Origin of the sequence: Sorangium sp. So ce321 (genome assembly GCF_051530195.1) — a bacterium.
Classification (GTDB): domain Bacteria; phylum Myxococcota_A; class Polyangia; order Polyangiales; family Polyangiaceae; genus Sorangium.
The window spans coordinates 11,244,271-11,259,704 of the sequence record NZ_CP150329.1 but is presented as its reverse complement, the minus strand read 5'-3'; the positions used below and the strand labels follow the sequence as shown (position 1 = coordinate 11,259,704).

The window sequence follows — 15,434 nt, the reverse complement described above, 5'->3', positions numbered from 1 at the left end:
GGTGATGGCGCCGGGCCAGGGCTGTCCCTGAACAATCATTGATGGATCGGCTGCACGTACGGCGGGGGAGTGCTCGCGTACGACCGGGGGCAGCTCCGAGGCTTCGATGCAGGCCATGCATATCCGCCACGTCCAGCGGGCGTCGGGCGGCGCGCTCTGGATGACGGTCCAGGAGTCGCCGTGGTCCCCGCCGCATCAGCTGGTCCGCTTCGACGGCGCCCGCCTGGAGGAGATCTCCTCGTCGGTCTCCGGTTATCCTGGGCGACCGATGCGTGTGTGTCGTTCACTGCCGCTCGTTCTGGTCCTCGCCGCGTCCGGGTGCCGCGACTGCGCGCCGGATCCCTCGGCCGCGCTCCAGCCGGCGCCCGAGGCGCTCGCCTCGGCGCTTGCCGGCGCCGCGGCTCCGGCCGCTGCGTCGAGCGACGCGGCCGTCGCCCCGGTCGCCTCGGGCGGCGCCGCGGCGCTCGCCCCCGCGCCCAGCGGCTCGGCCGCCGCGCTGCCCGGGTCATCTCGCGTCGAGGCGGCGCCGGTGGATCGCGAGGCGTACCTCGGCGCCCTCGGCCAGGGCCGCGCCGCCGCGCGCCAGGGCCGGTACGCCGAGGCGATCGCCGCCTTCAACCGCGCGCTCGCCGCGATGCCGCACGAGCCGCGCGCCCTCGCCGAGCGCGGCCACGCCCGGATGCGCCTCGGCGCGGACCTCGACGCGGCCGCCGCCGACCTGCAGCGCGCCGAGCAGCTCGGGCCCGACGACAAGCTCGCCGCCCAGATCTGGTACAACCTCGGCGTGCTCGACGAGCTGCGCGGCCAGGTCGCGCTGGCCCGCGCCGCCTTTGCCCGGTCATTCCTCCTGTCGCCCACGGCCGCGGCCAGGGCCAAGGCGGGCCCCGGCATGCCGTGCGGCGTGCTCGTCGAGCGCCGCGAGGCCCCGTCCAGAGACGACTTCCTCGCGCCGAGGCTCGTCGTCGCGCGGGGCTGGCTCGACGCCTACGAGCAGCTCTACCGGGGCAACGACCCGAAGGTGGAGCAGCAGGAGCCCGCGACGGAGGCCGAGGCGCAGCGCTCGCTCTGCGAGCGCTACGGCACGGATCGCTGCACGGGCCCTTCGCCGTGGCTGCTGACGCGGTACCTGAACAGCATCCAGGGCGAGATCGAGGATCACGTCCTGGCGCGGCCGGACGGCTCGCTGGTCGTTTTCCATGCGGGCATGGTGTTGCGGACGACGGCCCTCACGACGATGAACCGGATCGTGTGTATCCCCGAGGAGCGGCTCGAGGTGCGGTTCGAGCCCGACGTGGTGCACGTGAAGGTCGAGGCGGAGCTCCGCGCCTGGAAGAGCGCGGACGAAGCGGCGGCCGACGCGTGTGACCCCGGGCGGCTCGAGACCGAGGATCTCCTCTACGACGCGAAGACGGGCCGGGAGCTCGTGCGGCTGAGCCGCGCGGGGGGCCGGGACACGGCCAGGGTGAAGCTCGCCGGGCGCACGGTGGAGGTCGCGGCGGGGACCTGCACGACGACCGTGCCGCTCGACGTGCCCGCCGCCGGCGCTGGGAGGCCGGCGGAGCCGAGATGAGGGGACGGAAGGGGAATGGGGTCGCGGCCGGACGGCAGCGACCTTGCAGGTCGGCCGGGGGACCGCGGCCCCGCGCTCGCCGTCCAGCACCGTTGCGTCCAAGCCCAGCTCTTCGGCCAGCGCCCGATTGAAGAACAGCATCGACGGCGCCGGCACGTGCGCCGGCTGCCAGGGCACGGCCAGGTCGGCCAGCGCGCGGGCATATCGGTGTTGTCGAAGGGGATGTGCAGGGCAGGGGCGTCAGGCGGCATGGAAAAGGGCGCGGATGGCTCGCGAGCTGCGCGAACAGGCCACACGATGCCGGCCATCCGCGTGCCCGGCGGGCGTGGGGTCACCCGGCGCTTGCCCTGGCCAGCGCGTCCTCCAGCCTGTCGTTGCCCCAGAACATCTCGTCGCCGACGAAGAAGGTGGGCGCGCCGAAGATCTTGCGGCGGATGGCCTCTTCGCTGAACGCCCGGAGCCTGGCCTTGCGCGGCTCTGCCTGGGCCTCTTGCACGTGCTTGCGGCCGTCGAGCCCGAGCTCATCGAGGACCTGCACCGCCACCTCGTCGGTGTTGATGTCCTTGTCCTCGGCGAAGTTCAGCTGCATCACCCGCCGGCAGTAGTCGCCCACCCAGGGCTGCTCGGCAAAGGCGGCGGCCACGCGCATGGTGTGCACCGCCGCGCGCGGAAAGGTGGTGGGGCGGCGCCATGGCACGCCGTATTTCGCGCATGCGCGGGCGGTGTCCATGAACGCGTATTCGCCCTTTTCCTTCTGCAGCACGAAGGGCGAGGTGTCCCATCCCAGGCGCTTGAAGACCGGGCCCAGCAGGAACGGGCGCCAGACGATGTCGACGCGCGCATCCCGTGCCAGCGGCGTGATCCGCGAGACCGCGATGTAGCTGTAGTTGCTGCCGAAGTCGAACCAGCACTCGACCTGTCTTGTCATGGGGTTCTCCTGTTCGTGGCGTTCAGCCGTAGACCACCAGGCAGCGCACTTCGATGCTGCGCCGCAAGGGCGCGTCGCTCGGGATGTGGGGCAGGTCGAAGGCGGCGTGGGGCGTGAAGCGCGAGGTGCCGCTCGCTTGCGAGTCGAACTGCTTGAAGACCAGCGCCTCGTGGGTGTCCATCTCCGAGAAGTAGGCCCAGCGGTGGCCGGGCGCGTGGTGCGACAGGTAGATCTCGCCGACCCGGCGCGGGTAGCGCAGCTCCGCGGGCACCAGGTCACCCACGTTCACGCTGGTGGCGTCGCACACCGCCAACGGGGTATCCCTCACGACACCGCCGATGGAGCGCCAGATGTTGACGATGCTGTAGCGGCGCACCGCGGCGGCGGCCTCGGGATCGTCGAGCACCAGGTGCAGGCGCCTGCGGCCGCTGTCTTCCGAGTAGTCGTTGTGCACCCGGCCCAGCGCCGCGGCGGCGCCCGCGGCGCCGCTGCGGCCAAAGGTCAGGGGGGGCGGGCGGCCTTCCTCGCGCTGTCGCAGCAGGTGGTCGAACACGAAGCCGCGCGAGGCGCCGGTGACGAGGCAGGCCAGCTCCACGCATTCCGGGTAGTAGACCGCCTTGAGCGCCTCCTCATCATGGAAGCTGTGCAGGCGCGAAGGCGCGTCCCACAGCTCGAAGCCTTCGTGGTGGATGCGGGGCGGGGCGGGCGCGAGGCGCGCGTCGACGATCGGCACCTCGCGCAGGTCGTGCTCGAAGTTCTCCCGGGGCACTTCCGGGCCTGTGTCATAAAGGTGGATGACCGGCCGAGCGTCTGCCGGTTTCAGATAGCCCACCGTGCCGCGCACGAAGGGCACACGCGGGCGAGATGGCGTGAACGCCGGCCCTTGCCTGCCACGCGGGGAGGTGGCGGGCGCTGGGTCGGCAAGCGTGGCGGGAAGGGAGGCCATGGACGTCAAGGACTTCTCCTCGTGATTGGACCGCAGGGGCGCGGCACACGTCCATTTCATCTCACCGGCGATGGGCCTCAAGTGAGATTTCGGACGGACTCGCATTCCTGGCACGCAAGTCAGTGCGTGTCCGAGGCGGCCTGGCGGCGTATCCATTCGCACACCCGCTGCACGTCGGGCGTGGGGCTGGGCTCGGGTTGGACCAGCCAGTACTGGTGGGACGATGTCCACTGCCCCTGGTCCCAGCCCAGCGCCTCCAGGCTGCCGGCCTTGACCAGCGGTGCGACGAGGGCCGCACGGCCCAGCGCCACGCCCCGCCCGCTGGTGGCGGCGTGGATGAGCTGGTCATACTGGTTGAAGCGGATGATGCCCCGGGGCTTCAGCCGTTCCAGCCCCATCAGCTTGAGTTTCTCGTTCCACTGCAGCCAGGGCTGCTTCGGCTCGTCGAACTCCAGCAGTACGTGCTGCTTGACCACCTCGGCCGCCGGCCGGCCGCGCAAGCGCAGCGACGGATGGGCCACGGGCACCAGCGCCTCTCCGAACAGGGGCACCGCGCCTTCCGGCGCGGCGCTGGGCGCGCAATAGCGGATGGCGATGTCCACGCCTTCGGCGCGCAGGTCCATCAGCTTGTTGCTGGTGGCGATGCGCACGTCCACGTCCGGCAGCTCTTCGTTCAAGGCGCCCAGGCGCGGCAACAGCCACAGGCCGACGACGCCGATGCTGGCGGTGATCGTCACCGGCTGCTTCTCATGGCGCCTGTGTATCGCCGCCATCGCGTCCTGAAGCTGTTGCACTGCCATGTCGGCCACCTTGAAGAACCTCTCGCCGTCGGCCGTGAAGCGGATCGACCGGTGGCCGCGCACCAGCAGCTTCACGCCGAGCGCCTCTTCCAGGGCCGACACCTGGCGGCTGACGGCAGATTGGGTCAGGCACAGGTCCTCGGCGGCGAGGGTGATGCTCATGCGCCGGCCGACGGCGACGAAGCCCTTGACGAGATCCAGCGAATGAAGGCGGGCGAGAGGCAGTGACATGCGCAGCGCTCATGTGACGTGGGCGTCAAGGATTGTGGGACGACCGCCCGTCCGTCAAGCGGGTGGTTCGGGGCAGCCACGGTAGCTCACGGTGGTGACTTCGCTCACACCAAGCTCAGCTAACACCTCGATTCTTCTGGATTTTCTCGCGCGAGCGAGGTCGCACAGGGGAGCAGGGGAACAGGCGAGACGATGTCCACTCGACCCGACCCAGATGCTGAATAAATTTTCTTGACATCCACAAAGGCTCCTGGACTTCCTACTCGTACCGCGGGCCTCGAGCCATCATGTCGATGAAGAAGCGCGTGTAGGCTCGGGCAGTCGGGTGAAGACGTCGACTTGCTGGAAGGGGCGCAGGCGCAGGGTGTCAGGTCAGGGGGACGTCGAGGGCGCCGCGGGCGGCGGGCGATTGCCGCAGTCCTTCGTACCAGCGGCGCAGGTGCGGGTGCTCGGGATGTTCGAGCGGCAGGCCCCACCAGCGGTGCATCTCGCAGGCGATGGGGATGTCGGCCATCGTCAGGCGCTCGCCGGCCATATAGGGCCGCTCTGCGAGATGGGTATCGAGCAGCGTGAGAAGCGGCTCGGTCGCGGCGACGGAAGCCGCGATCGCCTGCGCGTTGCGCTTCTCCGCGGGCGTGCGAACGAGCTGGAGGAACGCGTCGCGGCCGGCGCCGTTCAGCGTCGTCTGCTGCCAGTCCATCCAGCGCTCGGCGTCGAAGCGGGTGCGCAGGTCCTCCGGGTAGAGGCCGCCTGCCGCGTGCTTCGCGCACAGGTAGCGCACGATCACGTTCGATTCCCACAGGACGAAGTCGCCGTCCTCCAGCGTGGGCACCAGCGCGTTCGGGTTGCGCGCCAGGTACTCCGGCGTCTTCGTGATCCCGAACGCGGCGCCGGCGTCGATGCGTTCGAACGGCAGATGCAGCAGCTGCGCGGTGAACACCACCTTGCGCACGTTGATGGAGGAGATGCGGCCCCAGATCTTCAGCATGGCGTGGTCCTCGAGAGGTCCTCGCGGAGGATAGCGGCGAGCGCCGCGAGCCTGGCGTCGATCTGCTCCACCGAGCGATGACGAAGGACAGGCGCAGCGCGCTCACGTCCGCTCCGTCCGCATCGAAGGCGGCGCCGGGCACGAAGGCGACGACGCGAGCCACGGTCCGCGGCAGCAGCTCCGCCGCGTCGAGGCCGGGCGCTGGCGAGCGCCAAGGCTCCGGCAGCGAGTCGACGCGAGCGGCGGGCTTACCCGACGGGTGTGTGCTTTGCTAGCCGCATGACGACCTACCACGCGCGCTGTCACCGCCGGCCAGCTTCGTGGCGCTCCAGCTGAAGGCACACCTGGGCTAAGCTTTACCCCTCGTGACAAAGCCGTCAGACCTCGACTGGAACGACCTTCGCTACGCCCTCGCCGCCGTGAGGGCCAAAACGTTGGCTGGCGCGGCGCGCTCGCTGGGCGTCGAGCACTCGACGGTAGGCCGCAGGCTCGTGGCGCTCGAAACGGCGCTGGGCGCCCCGCTGCTCACCCGCGGCCCCGAGGGGCTCTCGCTCACGGCGATAGGCCAGACGGTCGCGCCGCTGCTCGAGCAAATGGAGCAGGCGGCGCTCGCGGTGCAAGCGGCCGTGCGGTCGCAAACGGTTCGGGTCAAGCTGGCCACCCCCTCGGCCTTCGGCCGCTTGCTCGCCCCGCACATTGGCGCCTTCCAGGCCGCCCGCCCCGAAATCGTCCTGGAGATATTGAGCGGCAGCCGCCTGGCCGACCTCAAAAAGGGTGAGGCCGACGTCGCGCTGCGCTCGGGCACGGTCGACGGCGACGATCTCATCGCCAGGAAGCTCGGCGAGCTCGATTGGTCGCTGTATGCCTCGGAAGCCTACCTGGCGCGGCACCCGGTTTCGGCTGGCTCGTGCGACCTTCGGGGGCACGACCTCTTGGGCTTCGAGGCCGGCATCAGCAACGCCCCTCTGGCCCGGTGGCTCGACGAGCGCAGCGAAGGCGCCCGCGTGCTCATGCGATACCGCGAGGTGAGCGACCTTCTGGCCGCCTGCGTCGCGGGCATGGGCCTCACCATCTTGCCTTGCCTCCTCGCCTCGCTCGAGCCTTCGCTCCGGCGGCTCACGGGCGAGAGCCTCGGCAAGAGCCGGCTCTCGATCGTGTACCGCAAAGAGGCGTCCCTCGCCGAGCCGGTGAGGGCGGTCATCGAGCTCGTCACCGAGGCGTTTCGCGGGCACCTCAAGGCCCCGGGGCGCCGCTGATGAGCGGCGCCCCGGGGCCATTCGGGGTTACAGGTCCCGCGAACGGTGCCAGAGGGTGCCGTCGGGGCCCACGACGAAGACGTCGAGTCTGTCCGGGGCCGAGCTCACGATGATGGGGTCGCCGCCGACGTCGACGGCGAGCGTCGCCCACTCGGTCTGCCCGGGCCACCACCGGCCCGCGCTCCACTCTTTGTAAAGCAATCGACCGTCGGTGCTCCGGGCGACGACCTCGAGGTGGCCGACGTCCGACGAGACCACCGACGGGGGCCCCGCGAGGTTGCCGCCCATGTCATACCAGTCGGTCTGGCTGGGCGACCAACCCGACGCCTCCCAGGCCTTGTTGTACGCGCGGCCGTCGGCGCCGCGGCCGACGATGTCGAGGTGGCCGACGCCCCACGAATCGATGACCGGGGTTTCGGCGAACTGCTTGCCGCCGAGGCCCTGCCAGCCCGTCTGGGAGGGCCACCAGCCGGCCGAACGTTGTAGGCTTTGTTGTACGCCCGCTTGCTCGCGTCGAGCGCGATGACGTCGATATGCCCGGCGCACCGCCTCGGGGGTAGCCATCCGCCCCCATCGCCATCGTGAACGCCTCGGCCGCCGGGTCGAGGCCCCGGCGCCGCGCCTTCACGGCTCCTTCGCCTTCTGCTCCGCTCCCCCCTGGTCCAGGGCCGGCGTCCTGCCCGCCCACCCCCGCGGAATCGTCTCGCCAGAGTATCCCCGCCCAGGGGAGCCGCGTTTGCTCGGGCCGGCGTCTACGGGCAGGCGGTGCGCGAATACCACGCGGTCACCGATCTGGAGCTCAAGCATCCCCGTCCGCTACCCCCTCTGTAAGGCATGGCCCCATTCCTGCTCGAGAGGCCGAACGGCTCGTTGGCTGGCCGATGTGTGCATCAACGAGCGTGACGGCTTCACATGAGCTCTCCGCCGCGGTTCCGCTCGATGGAGCGGACCAGGTTGCGCCGATCAGGTCACCAGTCTCTTGGAGCGATCAGCTCCTCGGCGTCAGCTTCGAATCCATAGGCAGCTGCGATGGTTGCAAAGTCGTTGCCGATGTTCTCTCTCGCAGCGGTCTCAATCTCGCTGCCGCGCGCCTCGAGCTCCTCGGCCAGTTCATTGAACCTCTCGGTCGCGTCGTGCGTCAGCGCGTAAAGCTCGGGAAGTGATCCAGGCTTCTGCTGCTCGATGTCCTCACAGAGCCTCTTGAGGATCTCCTGACCTTTGGCCACCAGGTCTCCAGGAAAGTACTCGTCCTCCTGCATCTCCGCCAGGAAGCCGTACGACCGCAGCCGAGGGTTTTCAATGCTCACTGTTTCTCCCGCTTGCACATGATGAAGCATCGCTCCCGTCGAGACCCAAGGAACCTGACTGTCCGCAGATGGGTCAACAGAAGCTGCCGGACCAGGTCTGTCTAGCTCGTCGCCTTTTGTGACCTATGCCACGGAAAGTCTCACGGATCGGCGCTGCGCCGCAAGGCCCAAGCGCTGTCCGGCGCCACCGGGTAGATCCGTCTGACTCCGGCGGCGGCAGGCGCCGTGCCAGCCGCGAAGGCCCGGTTTGTCGTGGATCAGCGGCGGCCTCCGGTTTTGCGGGCGCCAGTTCCGCCATGGCGGCCGTCTGGGGTTCGGTCGAACCCACCCCACCCAGGCCGCGTGAGCGCGAGCTCATGCAAACAAGCAAACATGTTCCGTTGTAATGCTTTGGAACAGCCAGGTCAACGACGCCGCGAGCATACTGCAAGTGAGCTTCGCAACAATCTGACATCCGGGTTGACTCCATGGAACTTGCCGTCCTCGGCATCGAACACAGCCATGTGAGCGCACTCCTCAGACTGCCATTCAGAACACCAGAACATGCCGCCGCCAATCTGGCGCAGCGCGCTAACGCTGTGGCGCGTTGGCAGCGCCATTCCATTCCACACCGCAAAGGCCGCCGCATCGTACCAGGACATCCCGGAGGCGACCTCCGTGCCATGCTCTGAGTCGCTGGCAGTGAGCTTGACGTCTGCGCGGTCGAGCTGGAACGTTGCGGACGGCGTGCCATCGTGGCTACCAATGACGGATGGGTGTATACCGTAACCTGTCGCGCGCCGCCAGCCGGTGGCGTCCAGGAATTTGATGTACTCAGCGGTGGTCACCGCACGGGCTTCATCGCTCGGGGCACCCACGGCTCCCATTCTTCTGAGGAGCATGGGGACGAGCATACGATTGACGTTGTATGCAGCGACGAGATCGAGCCTCGCCAGGGTAGACGCATCAAACGCGGAAATTTGTCGAGCGATGCGCCTGGCGAAGAAGAACTCCCAGAACGAGTAATGTGCGAACGAGTATCTCGTGAGCACCCTATTGGAGTGCGGCGAGGACACGAGCCCGCTGCCACGGATCAAATTCAACCACCTCGGGTCCAGTGAGTCTATCTCGTTGAAGGCGATCTTCTCGAGTTCATCGAACGTTGCGTCAAGCTCCCACGCACTCAGTGCTGGCTGATCGCGCAATAGCCACGCAGTGACTGCCTTCTCGTACAGCTCGTCGATGGTGGTCAAGCTCCACAAGTCCTTCGTCTTGTGGGCTACGGCCCTCAGTAGCTGGATGGTAAAGGGCCGAGACATGAATGTGTTCAGGTCCACTCCGCTGGCCAGTTTGTTCGACTTGTCCGACCGGCCCTGCGGTGGAACTTCCGTGGCGAGGAACGCGTGCGCGTCTTCGTCGCGGACGGGGAGGATCGAGTAGCTGATGATCGATTCGCTGCCCAGTGCCCTTCGAATGGCCCTATCTCCCGCGAGCAGGGGTGACTCAGGCGCCTGCAGCGCGGAAAGCATTTCCTGGAGCTCATCTCGTATCACCGCGTAAGCGGGGCCACGGCAAGATATGACGACGCGCGTGGACGCGGCGACGGAAGATAGGACTTCCTTTACTATACGAACAGCGCGTTGCCTTCCACCTTCTAGCGTGCCTACCAGCTCGTCCAGCCCGTCCAGGAGGAGGTAGAAACTCCGTTCTGGAACGCTGCCGACATCGGGTGGAACCGCCAGCGGCGGCTCTGCGGCGGCCGCGAGGGTGTGGAGCGTGATCGCAGAATCGTCGAGGCGAGATGCCGGTACCAGAAGAGTCAGCCCTGGCTCGCTGGGTGACGCGAGCTCGGAGGCTAACCACATCATCAGGCCGGTCTTCCCTGTACCAAAATCGCCGAGGAGCAAGCAGTGCTGCGGGGAACGGCTGCTTGACCACTGCGTCAGTGCATATCTTGCCTCTAGCGTCTCGCCGGTCGCAGGGTTCCTGACGAACAGCGGGATCGGTCGACGTGCCCACGCTACCTTCTCGTAAAGCTTCGTTGTCTCCTGGCGGTGTTTGTTCGCTGCGGCGTCGTGGGCCTGCTGAAGAGAGCTCGCGCCTGTCGCCGGGCCCGTTCGGGGCGACAGGCTCACCGAGGGAAGAGGTTGTCCCACTCCTCCGTCAAGAAACGATGGAAGAGCTGTGCGGACGTGAACGCCGCGTAGTCTTGCCAGTCGTCATCTTTCGATGAATCGGCGAAATCGCAGATCCCCTTCATGCACAGGAACATAGGATCGGGAGCGGCGGCCTCCCGACACGCAAGGTGGACGCCGTACGCTTCCATCTCGACGCCGATGAGCTTGCGCCAGTGCAGGCCGATATCGTCAATGGTCTGGTAAGCGGCGACCACTGCCGCGCCGGAGCCGAGCGGGCCCAGATGGAGGTTCAGCACCGTTGACGGCTTCCTGGCCTGCCATTCCGCGTAGATCGCGTCCAGCTGGGTGCGATTGCTGCTCCATTTCTGCAATCGGGACAGTAGCCGGTTGTGTATGTCGAGGGGCTTCGGGTCGGGCTTGAACTCGAGCTTCCCGTTCGACGAGGTGACCTTACCAGCGCCATAGTCGAAGGTGTGTGCCGGAGCGAGGATGTCCCCGAATCCGCGGTTCTCACCCCTCACGCCCGCGGCGATGCCGACCATCGCCACCAGCTTGGGGCGGAACCGCAGGATCATCTTCGTGGCCAGCACCGCCGATGCTGGCATCCCCATCTGGTTAGGCGTTGCCGCGATGACGCGGATGCTCCGCTTGCTCTTGGCCGTCGTGAAGGTGTTCGCGTAATACGTCGCAGGGTCCTCGGCGGATGCGGGGAGCTCCTCCCATGGCTCCCTCTTTATGCTCAGGATCTTTTCCAGCTCGGGCTTGTGTAGCGCGCTGAGGATGGCGACGTCGTAGTGTTCGGGGGGGGTCATGGGTGTGCTGCACACGTATCAAACCGCACGTGATGCTGTCTGTCCAGCGGCGCGATCGACCGTCCGCGTGGGCACCCCTCGCGACCTACACCGTGCGCGAGGTGCCCCGGTCGGCGACGCTGTGGTCCTCCCCCGCCCTGCGCCGGGGGGCGGCAAGGCTCCGGCAGCGAGTCGACCCGAGCGGCGGGCTCGACGTTCGGCCCAGGCTTGCTCACCCCTCCGGTACCACCGGCAGCCCGAGCAGCCGACCGAGCGTCTCGTGAACGAGCGTTGCGTGTTTGCGCCTGGTTGCCGCGCACTCGTTCCAGCTGATCGAGGAAGTCGAGGATGAGGTCGCGCTCGAAGTCTGTAACCGAGAGCGCGCATGGCTCGCGCCTCGTCCGTTCGGCGACGTCGCGCACGGGTAGCCGCAATGCATCCCGGTAGCTCGCGACGGTCGCAGGACTGGCATTGCGTTACTCTACGAGTCGGCGACGGAAGAAGGACCCCAGGAGCTGCGCGAGCGTCCGCGGCGCGCTCATCGCACACCTTCCTGTGCGCCGAAGACTCGCTCGGCGGTGAGGCCGAGCAACTCCGCGGCCCCCCGTGTCAGAGAAGTCGTCGCCGAGGGACCACGCGCAGCGAAATCTCGCAAGCTCCCCAGCTCGCCTCCAGCAGGTGGATATCGCTTTCCGTTGCGCTCTTGCGGTATCCTCTCCGTGGATCACGTCGTTGGTGGCGGGGGATCGCATCGGAGGACGAGCATGAAGAGCTTCTCGCGGTGGACGATGGGGGTGTCTGGGCTCGGGCTGATCGTGGCCCTGACGGGAGCCGCCGGCTGCCTCGGCACGGCCGAGGGGGAGGACACAGCGCTGGCCGAGCCGATCGCGGCGGGGGCGCAAGCGCTGACCGGGTGGCAGTGCGCGGCGTGCGTCAGCGGTGAATACACGCACTCCGTGTCGCTGAGCCAGGGCAGCGCGCTCGGCTGCGCGAGCGGCGAGGCCTACCGCTGCGAGCTCATCCCCTGGGCCACGCGGGCGTCCTTCGCGCATTGCGGCGCCTCCGTCGCCTGTCCGCCCGGCTGGTACGTGAGCGGCTCGCAGAGCGGGCCGAGCTACTGCGCCGGGATCTACGATCGGATCTCGTGTGGCGCGGTGCCGTACCCGAGCGGGGCTTACGCGACGTGCGACCCGATCTGCTACCCTGGCTTTACCGAGACGGTGGTGAATGTCGGCGTGCCGAGCTGTGATTACCAGGACAAGCGCACCTGCGTGAAGTGAGCGGCGGCGCCACCTTCCGCCGCGCCCCAGCTCTCTCCGGCGACCGCGCGCACGAGCCACGGCGACGGCATCGGTCCTGCCCGTCGTCGACGGTCGCCGCGCATCGATTCGACTTCCCTCCTCCTCCGCGTCGATTTGGAGGACGTGCTCGCGTGTCCGTGCGGTGGGCGCCGGCGGAGCATCGCCAACATCTCCGAGCGCGAGCCATCGTGGCGATCTTGGCCGATCTGGGCATCCCGACCGAGCCGCCGCTCGCCTCGTGAACGACCCGGGCCGCCACCTCATCCCCGAGGGCGACGGCGCGGCTCAGGGTGCTGCCGAGCGAGGCGACCACGGCCGCCCGAGGCGACGGCTCGGTCACGGCGAGCTCCCCAGGCCCAGGGCTTGACAATTGGGCCCGGGTTGGGCCCATGCCTCCCGAGGGGGTGCGATCCGTCATCACGCTCTCCCAAAATCCCGGGGCATTCGACGGATCACGACGGTTCGCCCCCGCGGAAGAGTCCCGCCAGGAAAACCGATCGATAGCGAACGGCTACCGAAGACAGCAGCGAATTCCATGGTTTTTGCCTGCGTGCCGGCCAGCGCGCTCCTCGTGGGGCGTCGATTGCGAGCACGTTTCGTCGTGGAACTCGGGCGGCGCACCGGAATCCGGATTGAACCCCGTTGCCACGCTCATGTAAGCTCGCTTTCAACATGAGAAGTATGGTTCAATCGTGTAGCGCGCTGGTGGTAGCCCTCGGCCTTGGGGCTGCCCTCGCTGCGTGCTCGGCGCACGGCCCAGGCATCGAGACGCCCGCAGCGTCTGGCGGCGGAGGAGCCGGCGACGGTGGGGGCACCACGACGGGTGGAGGCGACAGCTCCAGCTCCAACTCCAGCTCGAGCGGCGACTTCGACCCCACGGGACCGGGTGTCGGAGGCGGCGGGGGCAACGTCCCGCTCGGGTTCACGGTCGAGCCGAGCGACCTCCAGACGATCGCCGTCGCGGCGGGGCAGGCGCCTCCTTCCGTGAGCTACACGGCGATGCTGAGGGACGCGCCCATCAACGTGGGATGGTCGGTCGACCGCGGCGAGCTCGGGGCCATCAGCGCGAGCCCCGCGAGCATGGCGACGTTCACCCCCAAGGGGACCACGGGCGGCCTCGTCACCGTGCGGGCCGGGTTGAACGGCGAGACGGTCGAGCGCAACGTCCTGATCCAGCTGACCGCCGCGCAGAACGGCGCCGACGCGGCCGTACCGGCCCAGGCGCAGCAGATCGCCACGGATCCGACGCAGCTCACGCTCGGCGGCGGCGTCGGCGGGGTCGGCGGCGAGGGCCTCGGCGCGGCGGTCACGAGCACGGCCACCCTCGACGCCCTGCAGCGCCCGGCCAGCGACGGCGCGGCGGAGAAGCTCAAGTTCCTTTACCCGTACGACGGCACGGTATGGCCTCGAGGCCTGCTCGCGCCGCTCCTGATGTGGCAATGGACGCCCGGAGACGCCGACGCGATCCAGATCGAGCTCAGGACCACGAGCGGCTCCTTCTCGTGGAAAGGGACGTTCGGGCGGCCCGAGATCCTGGCCACCACCGGCGGGCCGTTCATCCGGCACCCGATCCCCCAGGACGTCTGGAGCATGGCCACCGACAGCGCCGGAGGGCCGACGCCCGACGGCTCGCCGGACCGGCTCACCGTGAGCCTCACCGTCGCGCGCGAGGGACAGGCGTACGGGCCGATCTCCCAGACATGGACCGTGGCTCCGGCCCGGCTGTCGGGGGTCATCTACTACAACTCGTACGGCACCCGCCTGGCGGAGAACCACGGCGGCGCCGTGGGCGGCAATGGCCGGTTCGGCGGGGCCGTGCTGTCGATCCGGGCGGGAGACACGGCGCCCCAGCTCGTCGCCGGGGGGAACGGCGACGACAGCCAGTGCCGGGTCTGTCACTCCGTCTCGGTCGACGGATCACGGCTCCTGGTCCAGAACGGGCTCGACTCCTATGGCCTGAGCGCGGCCTACGATCTGACCCCCGCGGGCGCCACCGAGCACGCCCTCTCGACCGCGGCGCCCTTCGCCGCGGTCACTCCGGACGGGTCGCTCGCGCTCACCCAGGCGGGCGAGCTCCTCTCGCTGCCGAGCTCCACGCGCCGCCCGACCTCCGGGCTCGACGAGGTGGCCTACGAGCTCGGGACGCCGGCGTTCTCGCCGGACGGCACACGCGTCGTGTTCAACGCGATGTCCGGCCCCGACGCGGACATCCGCAGGAAGCTCTTCGTGATGAAGTTCGACGCGGCGACAGGCGACTTCACCGATCCCGAGGTCATCGTCGACGACAGAGGCGAGCCCGAGGGCACGCGCCCGGGGTGGCCGGCGTTCCTCCCCGACAGCAAGTCGGTCGTGTTCCACCACCAGACCGACCCGGGCAACGAGGGCGACAACTTCGGCGATCTGAGGACGCGCCGGGGCGCCAAGGCCCATCTCGCCTGGGCGAGCATCGATGGATCGGGCACGGTCGTCCCCCTCGATCTGATGAACGGAAGGGACGGCCCGCGCTCGATCTACCTGCCCAGCCTGAGCGCGCCGGTCGAGATGACCTGCACTGCAGACGAGACTTCGGTGGGCGCCATCGACAACCGCCACAAGGACGACATCAACCTGAACTACGAGCCGACGGTCAACCCCGTCGCGTCGGGCGGCTACGCCTGGGTCGTGTTCACCAGCCGCCGCCTGTACGGGAACGCGGCGACGATCCCGCCGTTCTGCAGCGATCCCCGGGGCGTGGACCTGGTCGAGAACATCACGACCAAGAAGCTCTGGGTCGCCGCCATCGACCTGAACGCGACGCCCGGCACCGACCCGAGCCACCCCGCGTTCTACCTGCCCGCGCAGGAGCTGCTCGCGGGCAACGCGCGCGGGTTCTGGGTGCTCGATCCGTGCCGGTCCGAGGGCGCGTCGTGCGATACGGGCGATCAATGCTGCGGCGGGTACTGCCAGCCCGGCTCCGACGGGGAGCTGATCTGCTCGAACGCGCCGCCGGACGGGCATTGCTCACAACCTCAGGAGCGGTGCGAGACGGCCGCCGACTGCTGCGATCCGACCAACCGCTGCATCAACGGGTTCTGCGCGGTGGAGGGGCCCCGCTAGAGCGACGATCGGCTCGAGACGCCCGAGAATGAAGAAGTTCAAACCACAGAGGCACAGAGGACACAGAGGAACAACGAGAAACTCTGTGCCTCTGTGCCTCTGT

Annotated in this window: 12 protein-coding genes; 4 read left to right on the top strand and 8 right to left on the bottom strand. The window is 68.6% G+C overall.

The window, feature by feature from the left end; translation table 11 throughout:
• Nucleotides 1-115: 115 nt before the first annotated feature.
• The gene (locus WME89_RS41760; RefSeq protein ID WP_438005159.1) at nt 116-1,570 is read left to right on the top strand and encodes a tetratricopeptide repeat protein; all 1,455 of its coding nucleotides are present in this window, start codon (nt 116-118) and stop codon (nt 1,568-1,570) included.
• Nucleotides 1,571-1,901: 331 nt separating this feature from the next.
• Here WME89_RS41760 and WME89_RS41755 read toward each other — a convergent pair whose 3' ends face one another.
• The 4 genes from WME89_RS41755 to WME89_RS41740 form a co-directional block, all read right to left on the bottom strand.
• Nucleotides 1,902-2,498, bottom strand: coding sequence for a 2-hydroxychromene-2-carboxylate isomerase (locus WME89_RS41755; RefSeq protein WP_438005158.1), 597 nt, complete (start codon nt 2,496-2,498; stop codon nt 1,902-1,904).
• A gap of 22 nt (nt 2,499-2,520) precedes the next feature.
• Nucleotides 2,521-3,444 carry a CmcJ/NvfI family oxidoreductase gene (locus tag WME89_RS41750; RefSeq protein WP_438012039.1) on the bottom strand — a complete coding sequence of 308 codons (924 nt, stop codon included), beginning with the start codon at nt 3,442-3,444 and terminating at the stop codon, nt 2,521-2,523.
• A gap of 119 nt (nt 3,445-3,563) precedes the next feature.
• Nucleotides 3,564-4,475: a LysR substrate-binding domain-containing protein gene (locus WME89_RS41745; protein WP_438005157.1), complete on the bottom strand. Its 912-nt coding sequence runs from the start codon at nt 4,473-4,475 to the stop codon at nt 3,564-3,566.
• Between the two features lie 367 nt (nt 4,476-4,842).
• Nucleotides 4,843-5,463, bottom strand: a complete 621-nt coding sequence (locus WME89_RS41740) for a glutathione S-transferase family protein (RefSeq protein ID WP_438005156.1) — start codon at nt 5,461-5,463, stop codon at nt 4,843-4,845.
• 365 nt (nt 5,464-5,828) lie between these two features.
• On the opposite strand from WME89_RS41740, the gene WME89_RS41735 reads away from it, so the two are divergent.
• Nucleotides 5,829-6,719, top strand: coding sequence for a LysR family transcriptional regulator (locus WME89_RS41735; protein WP_438005155.1), 891 nt, complete (start codon nt 5,829-5,831; stop codon nt 6,717-6,719).
• A gap of 27 nt (nt 6,720-6,746) precedes the next feature.
• Here the strand turns inward: WME89_RS41735 and WME89_RS41730 are convergent, their stop codons facing one another.
• The 4 genes from WME89_RS41730 to WME89_RS41715 form a co-directional block, all read right to left on the bottom strand.
• Nucleotides 6,747-7,283: a hypothetical protein gene (locus WME89_RS41730; RefSeq protein ID WP_438005154.1), complete on the bottom strand. Its 537-nt coding sequence runs from the start codon at nt 7,281-7,283 to the stop codon at nt 6,747-6,749.
• Nucleotides 7,284-7,687: 404 nt separating this feature from the next.
• The gene (locus WME89_RS41725; RefSeq protein ID WP_438005153.1) at nt 7,688-8,026 is read right to left on the bottom strand and encodes a DUF5713 family protein; all 339 of its coding nucleotides are present in this window, start codon (nt 8,024-8,026) and stop codon (nt 7,688-7,690) included.
• A gap of 404 nt (nt 8,027-8,430) precedes the next feature.
• A complete protein-coding gene (locus WME89_RS41720) occupies nt 8,431-10,140 on the bottom strand; it encodes an NACHT domain-containing protein (RefSeq protein WP_438005152.1) in 1,710 nt (569 codons plus the stop codon).
• Nucleotides 10,137-10,955 carry a phosphorylase family protein gene (locus WME89_RS41715; protein ID WP_438005151.1) on the bottom strand — a complete coding sequence of 273 codons (819 nt, stop codon included), beginning with the start codon at nt 10,953-10,955 and terminating at the stop codon, nt 10,137-10,139. The genes WME89_RS41720 and WME89_RS41715 overlap by 4 nt, the downstream gene beginning before the upstream one ends.
• A gap of 743 nt (nt 10,956-11,698) precedes the next feature.
• On the opposite strand from WME89_RS41715, the gene WME89_RS41710 reads away from it, so the two are divergent.
• Together WME89_RS41710 and WME89_RS41705 are read left to right on the top strand one after the other, a co-directional pair.
• Nucleotides 11,699-12,214: a hypothetical protein gene (locus WME89_RS41710; RefSeq protein WP_438005150.1), complete on the top strand. Its 516-nt coding sequence runs from the start codon at nt 11,699-11,701 to the stop codon at nt 12,212-12,214.
• Nucleotides 12,215-12,916: 702 nt separating this feature from the next.
• Nucleotides 12,917-15,331: a hypothetical protein gene (locus tag WME89_RS41705; protein WP_438005149.1), complete on the top strand. Its 2,415-nt coding sequence runs from the start codon at nt 12,917-12,919 to the stop codon at nt 15,329-15,331.
• The last annotated feature ends 103 nt before the right edge of the window (nt 15,332-15,434 follow it).

Excerpts from the sequence above, each read along its gene's own strand:
- WME89_RS41760 (WP_438005159.1), top strand. The coding sequence starts at position 116 with ATGCATATCCGCCACGTCCAGCGGGCGTCGGGCGGCGCGCTCTGGATG.
- WME89_RS41755 (WP_438005158.1), bottom strand. The coding sequence starts at position 2,498 with ATGACAAGACAGGTCGAGTGCTGGTTCGACTTCGGCAGCAACTACAGC.
- WME89_RS41750 (WP_438012039.1), bottom strand. The coding sequence starts at position 3,444 with ATGGCCTCCCTTCCCGCCACGCTTGCCGACCCAGCGCCCGCCACCTCC.
- WME89_RS41745 (WP_438005157.1), bottom strand. The coding sequence starts at position 4,475 with ATGTCACTGCCTCTCGCCCGCCTTCATTCGCTGGATCTCGTCAAGGGC.
- WME89_RS41740 (WP_438005156.1), bottom strand. The coding sequence starts at position 5,463 with ATGCTGAAGATCTGGGGCCGCATCTCCTCCATCAACGTGCGCAAGGTG.
- WME89_RS41730 (WP_438005154.1), bottom strand. The coding sequence starts at position 7,283 with ATGGCTACCCCCGAGGCGGTGCGCCGGGCATATCGACGTCATCGCGCT.
- WME89_RS41715 (WP_438005151.1), bottom strand. The coding sequence starts at position 10,955 with ATGACCCCCCCCGAACACTACGACGTCGCCATCCTCAGCGCGCTACAC.
- WME89_RS41710 (WP_438005150.1), top strand. The coding sequence starts at position 11,699 with ATGAAGAGCTTCTCGCGGTGGACGATGGGGGTGTCTGGGCTCGGGCTG.
- WME89_RS41705 (WP_438005149.1), top strand. The coding sequence starts at position 12,917 with ATGGTTCAATCGTGTAGCGCGCTGGTGGTAGCCCTCGGCCTTGGGGCT.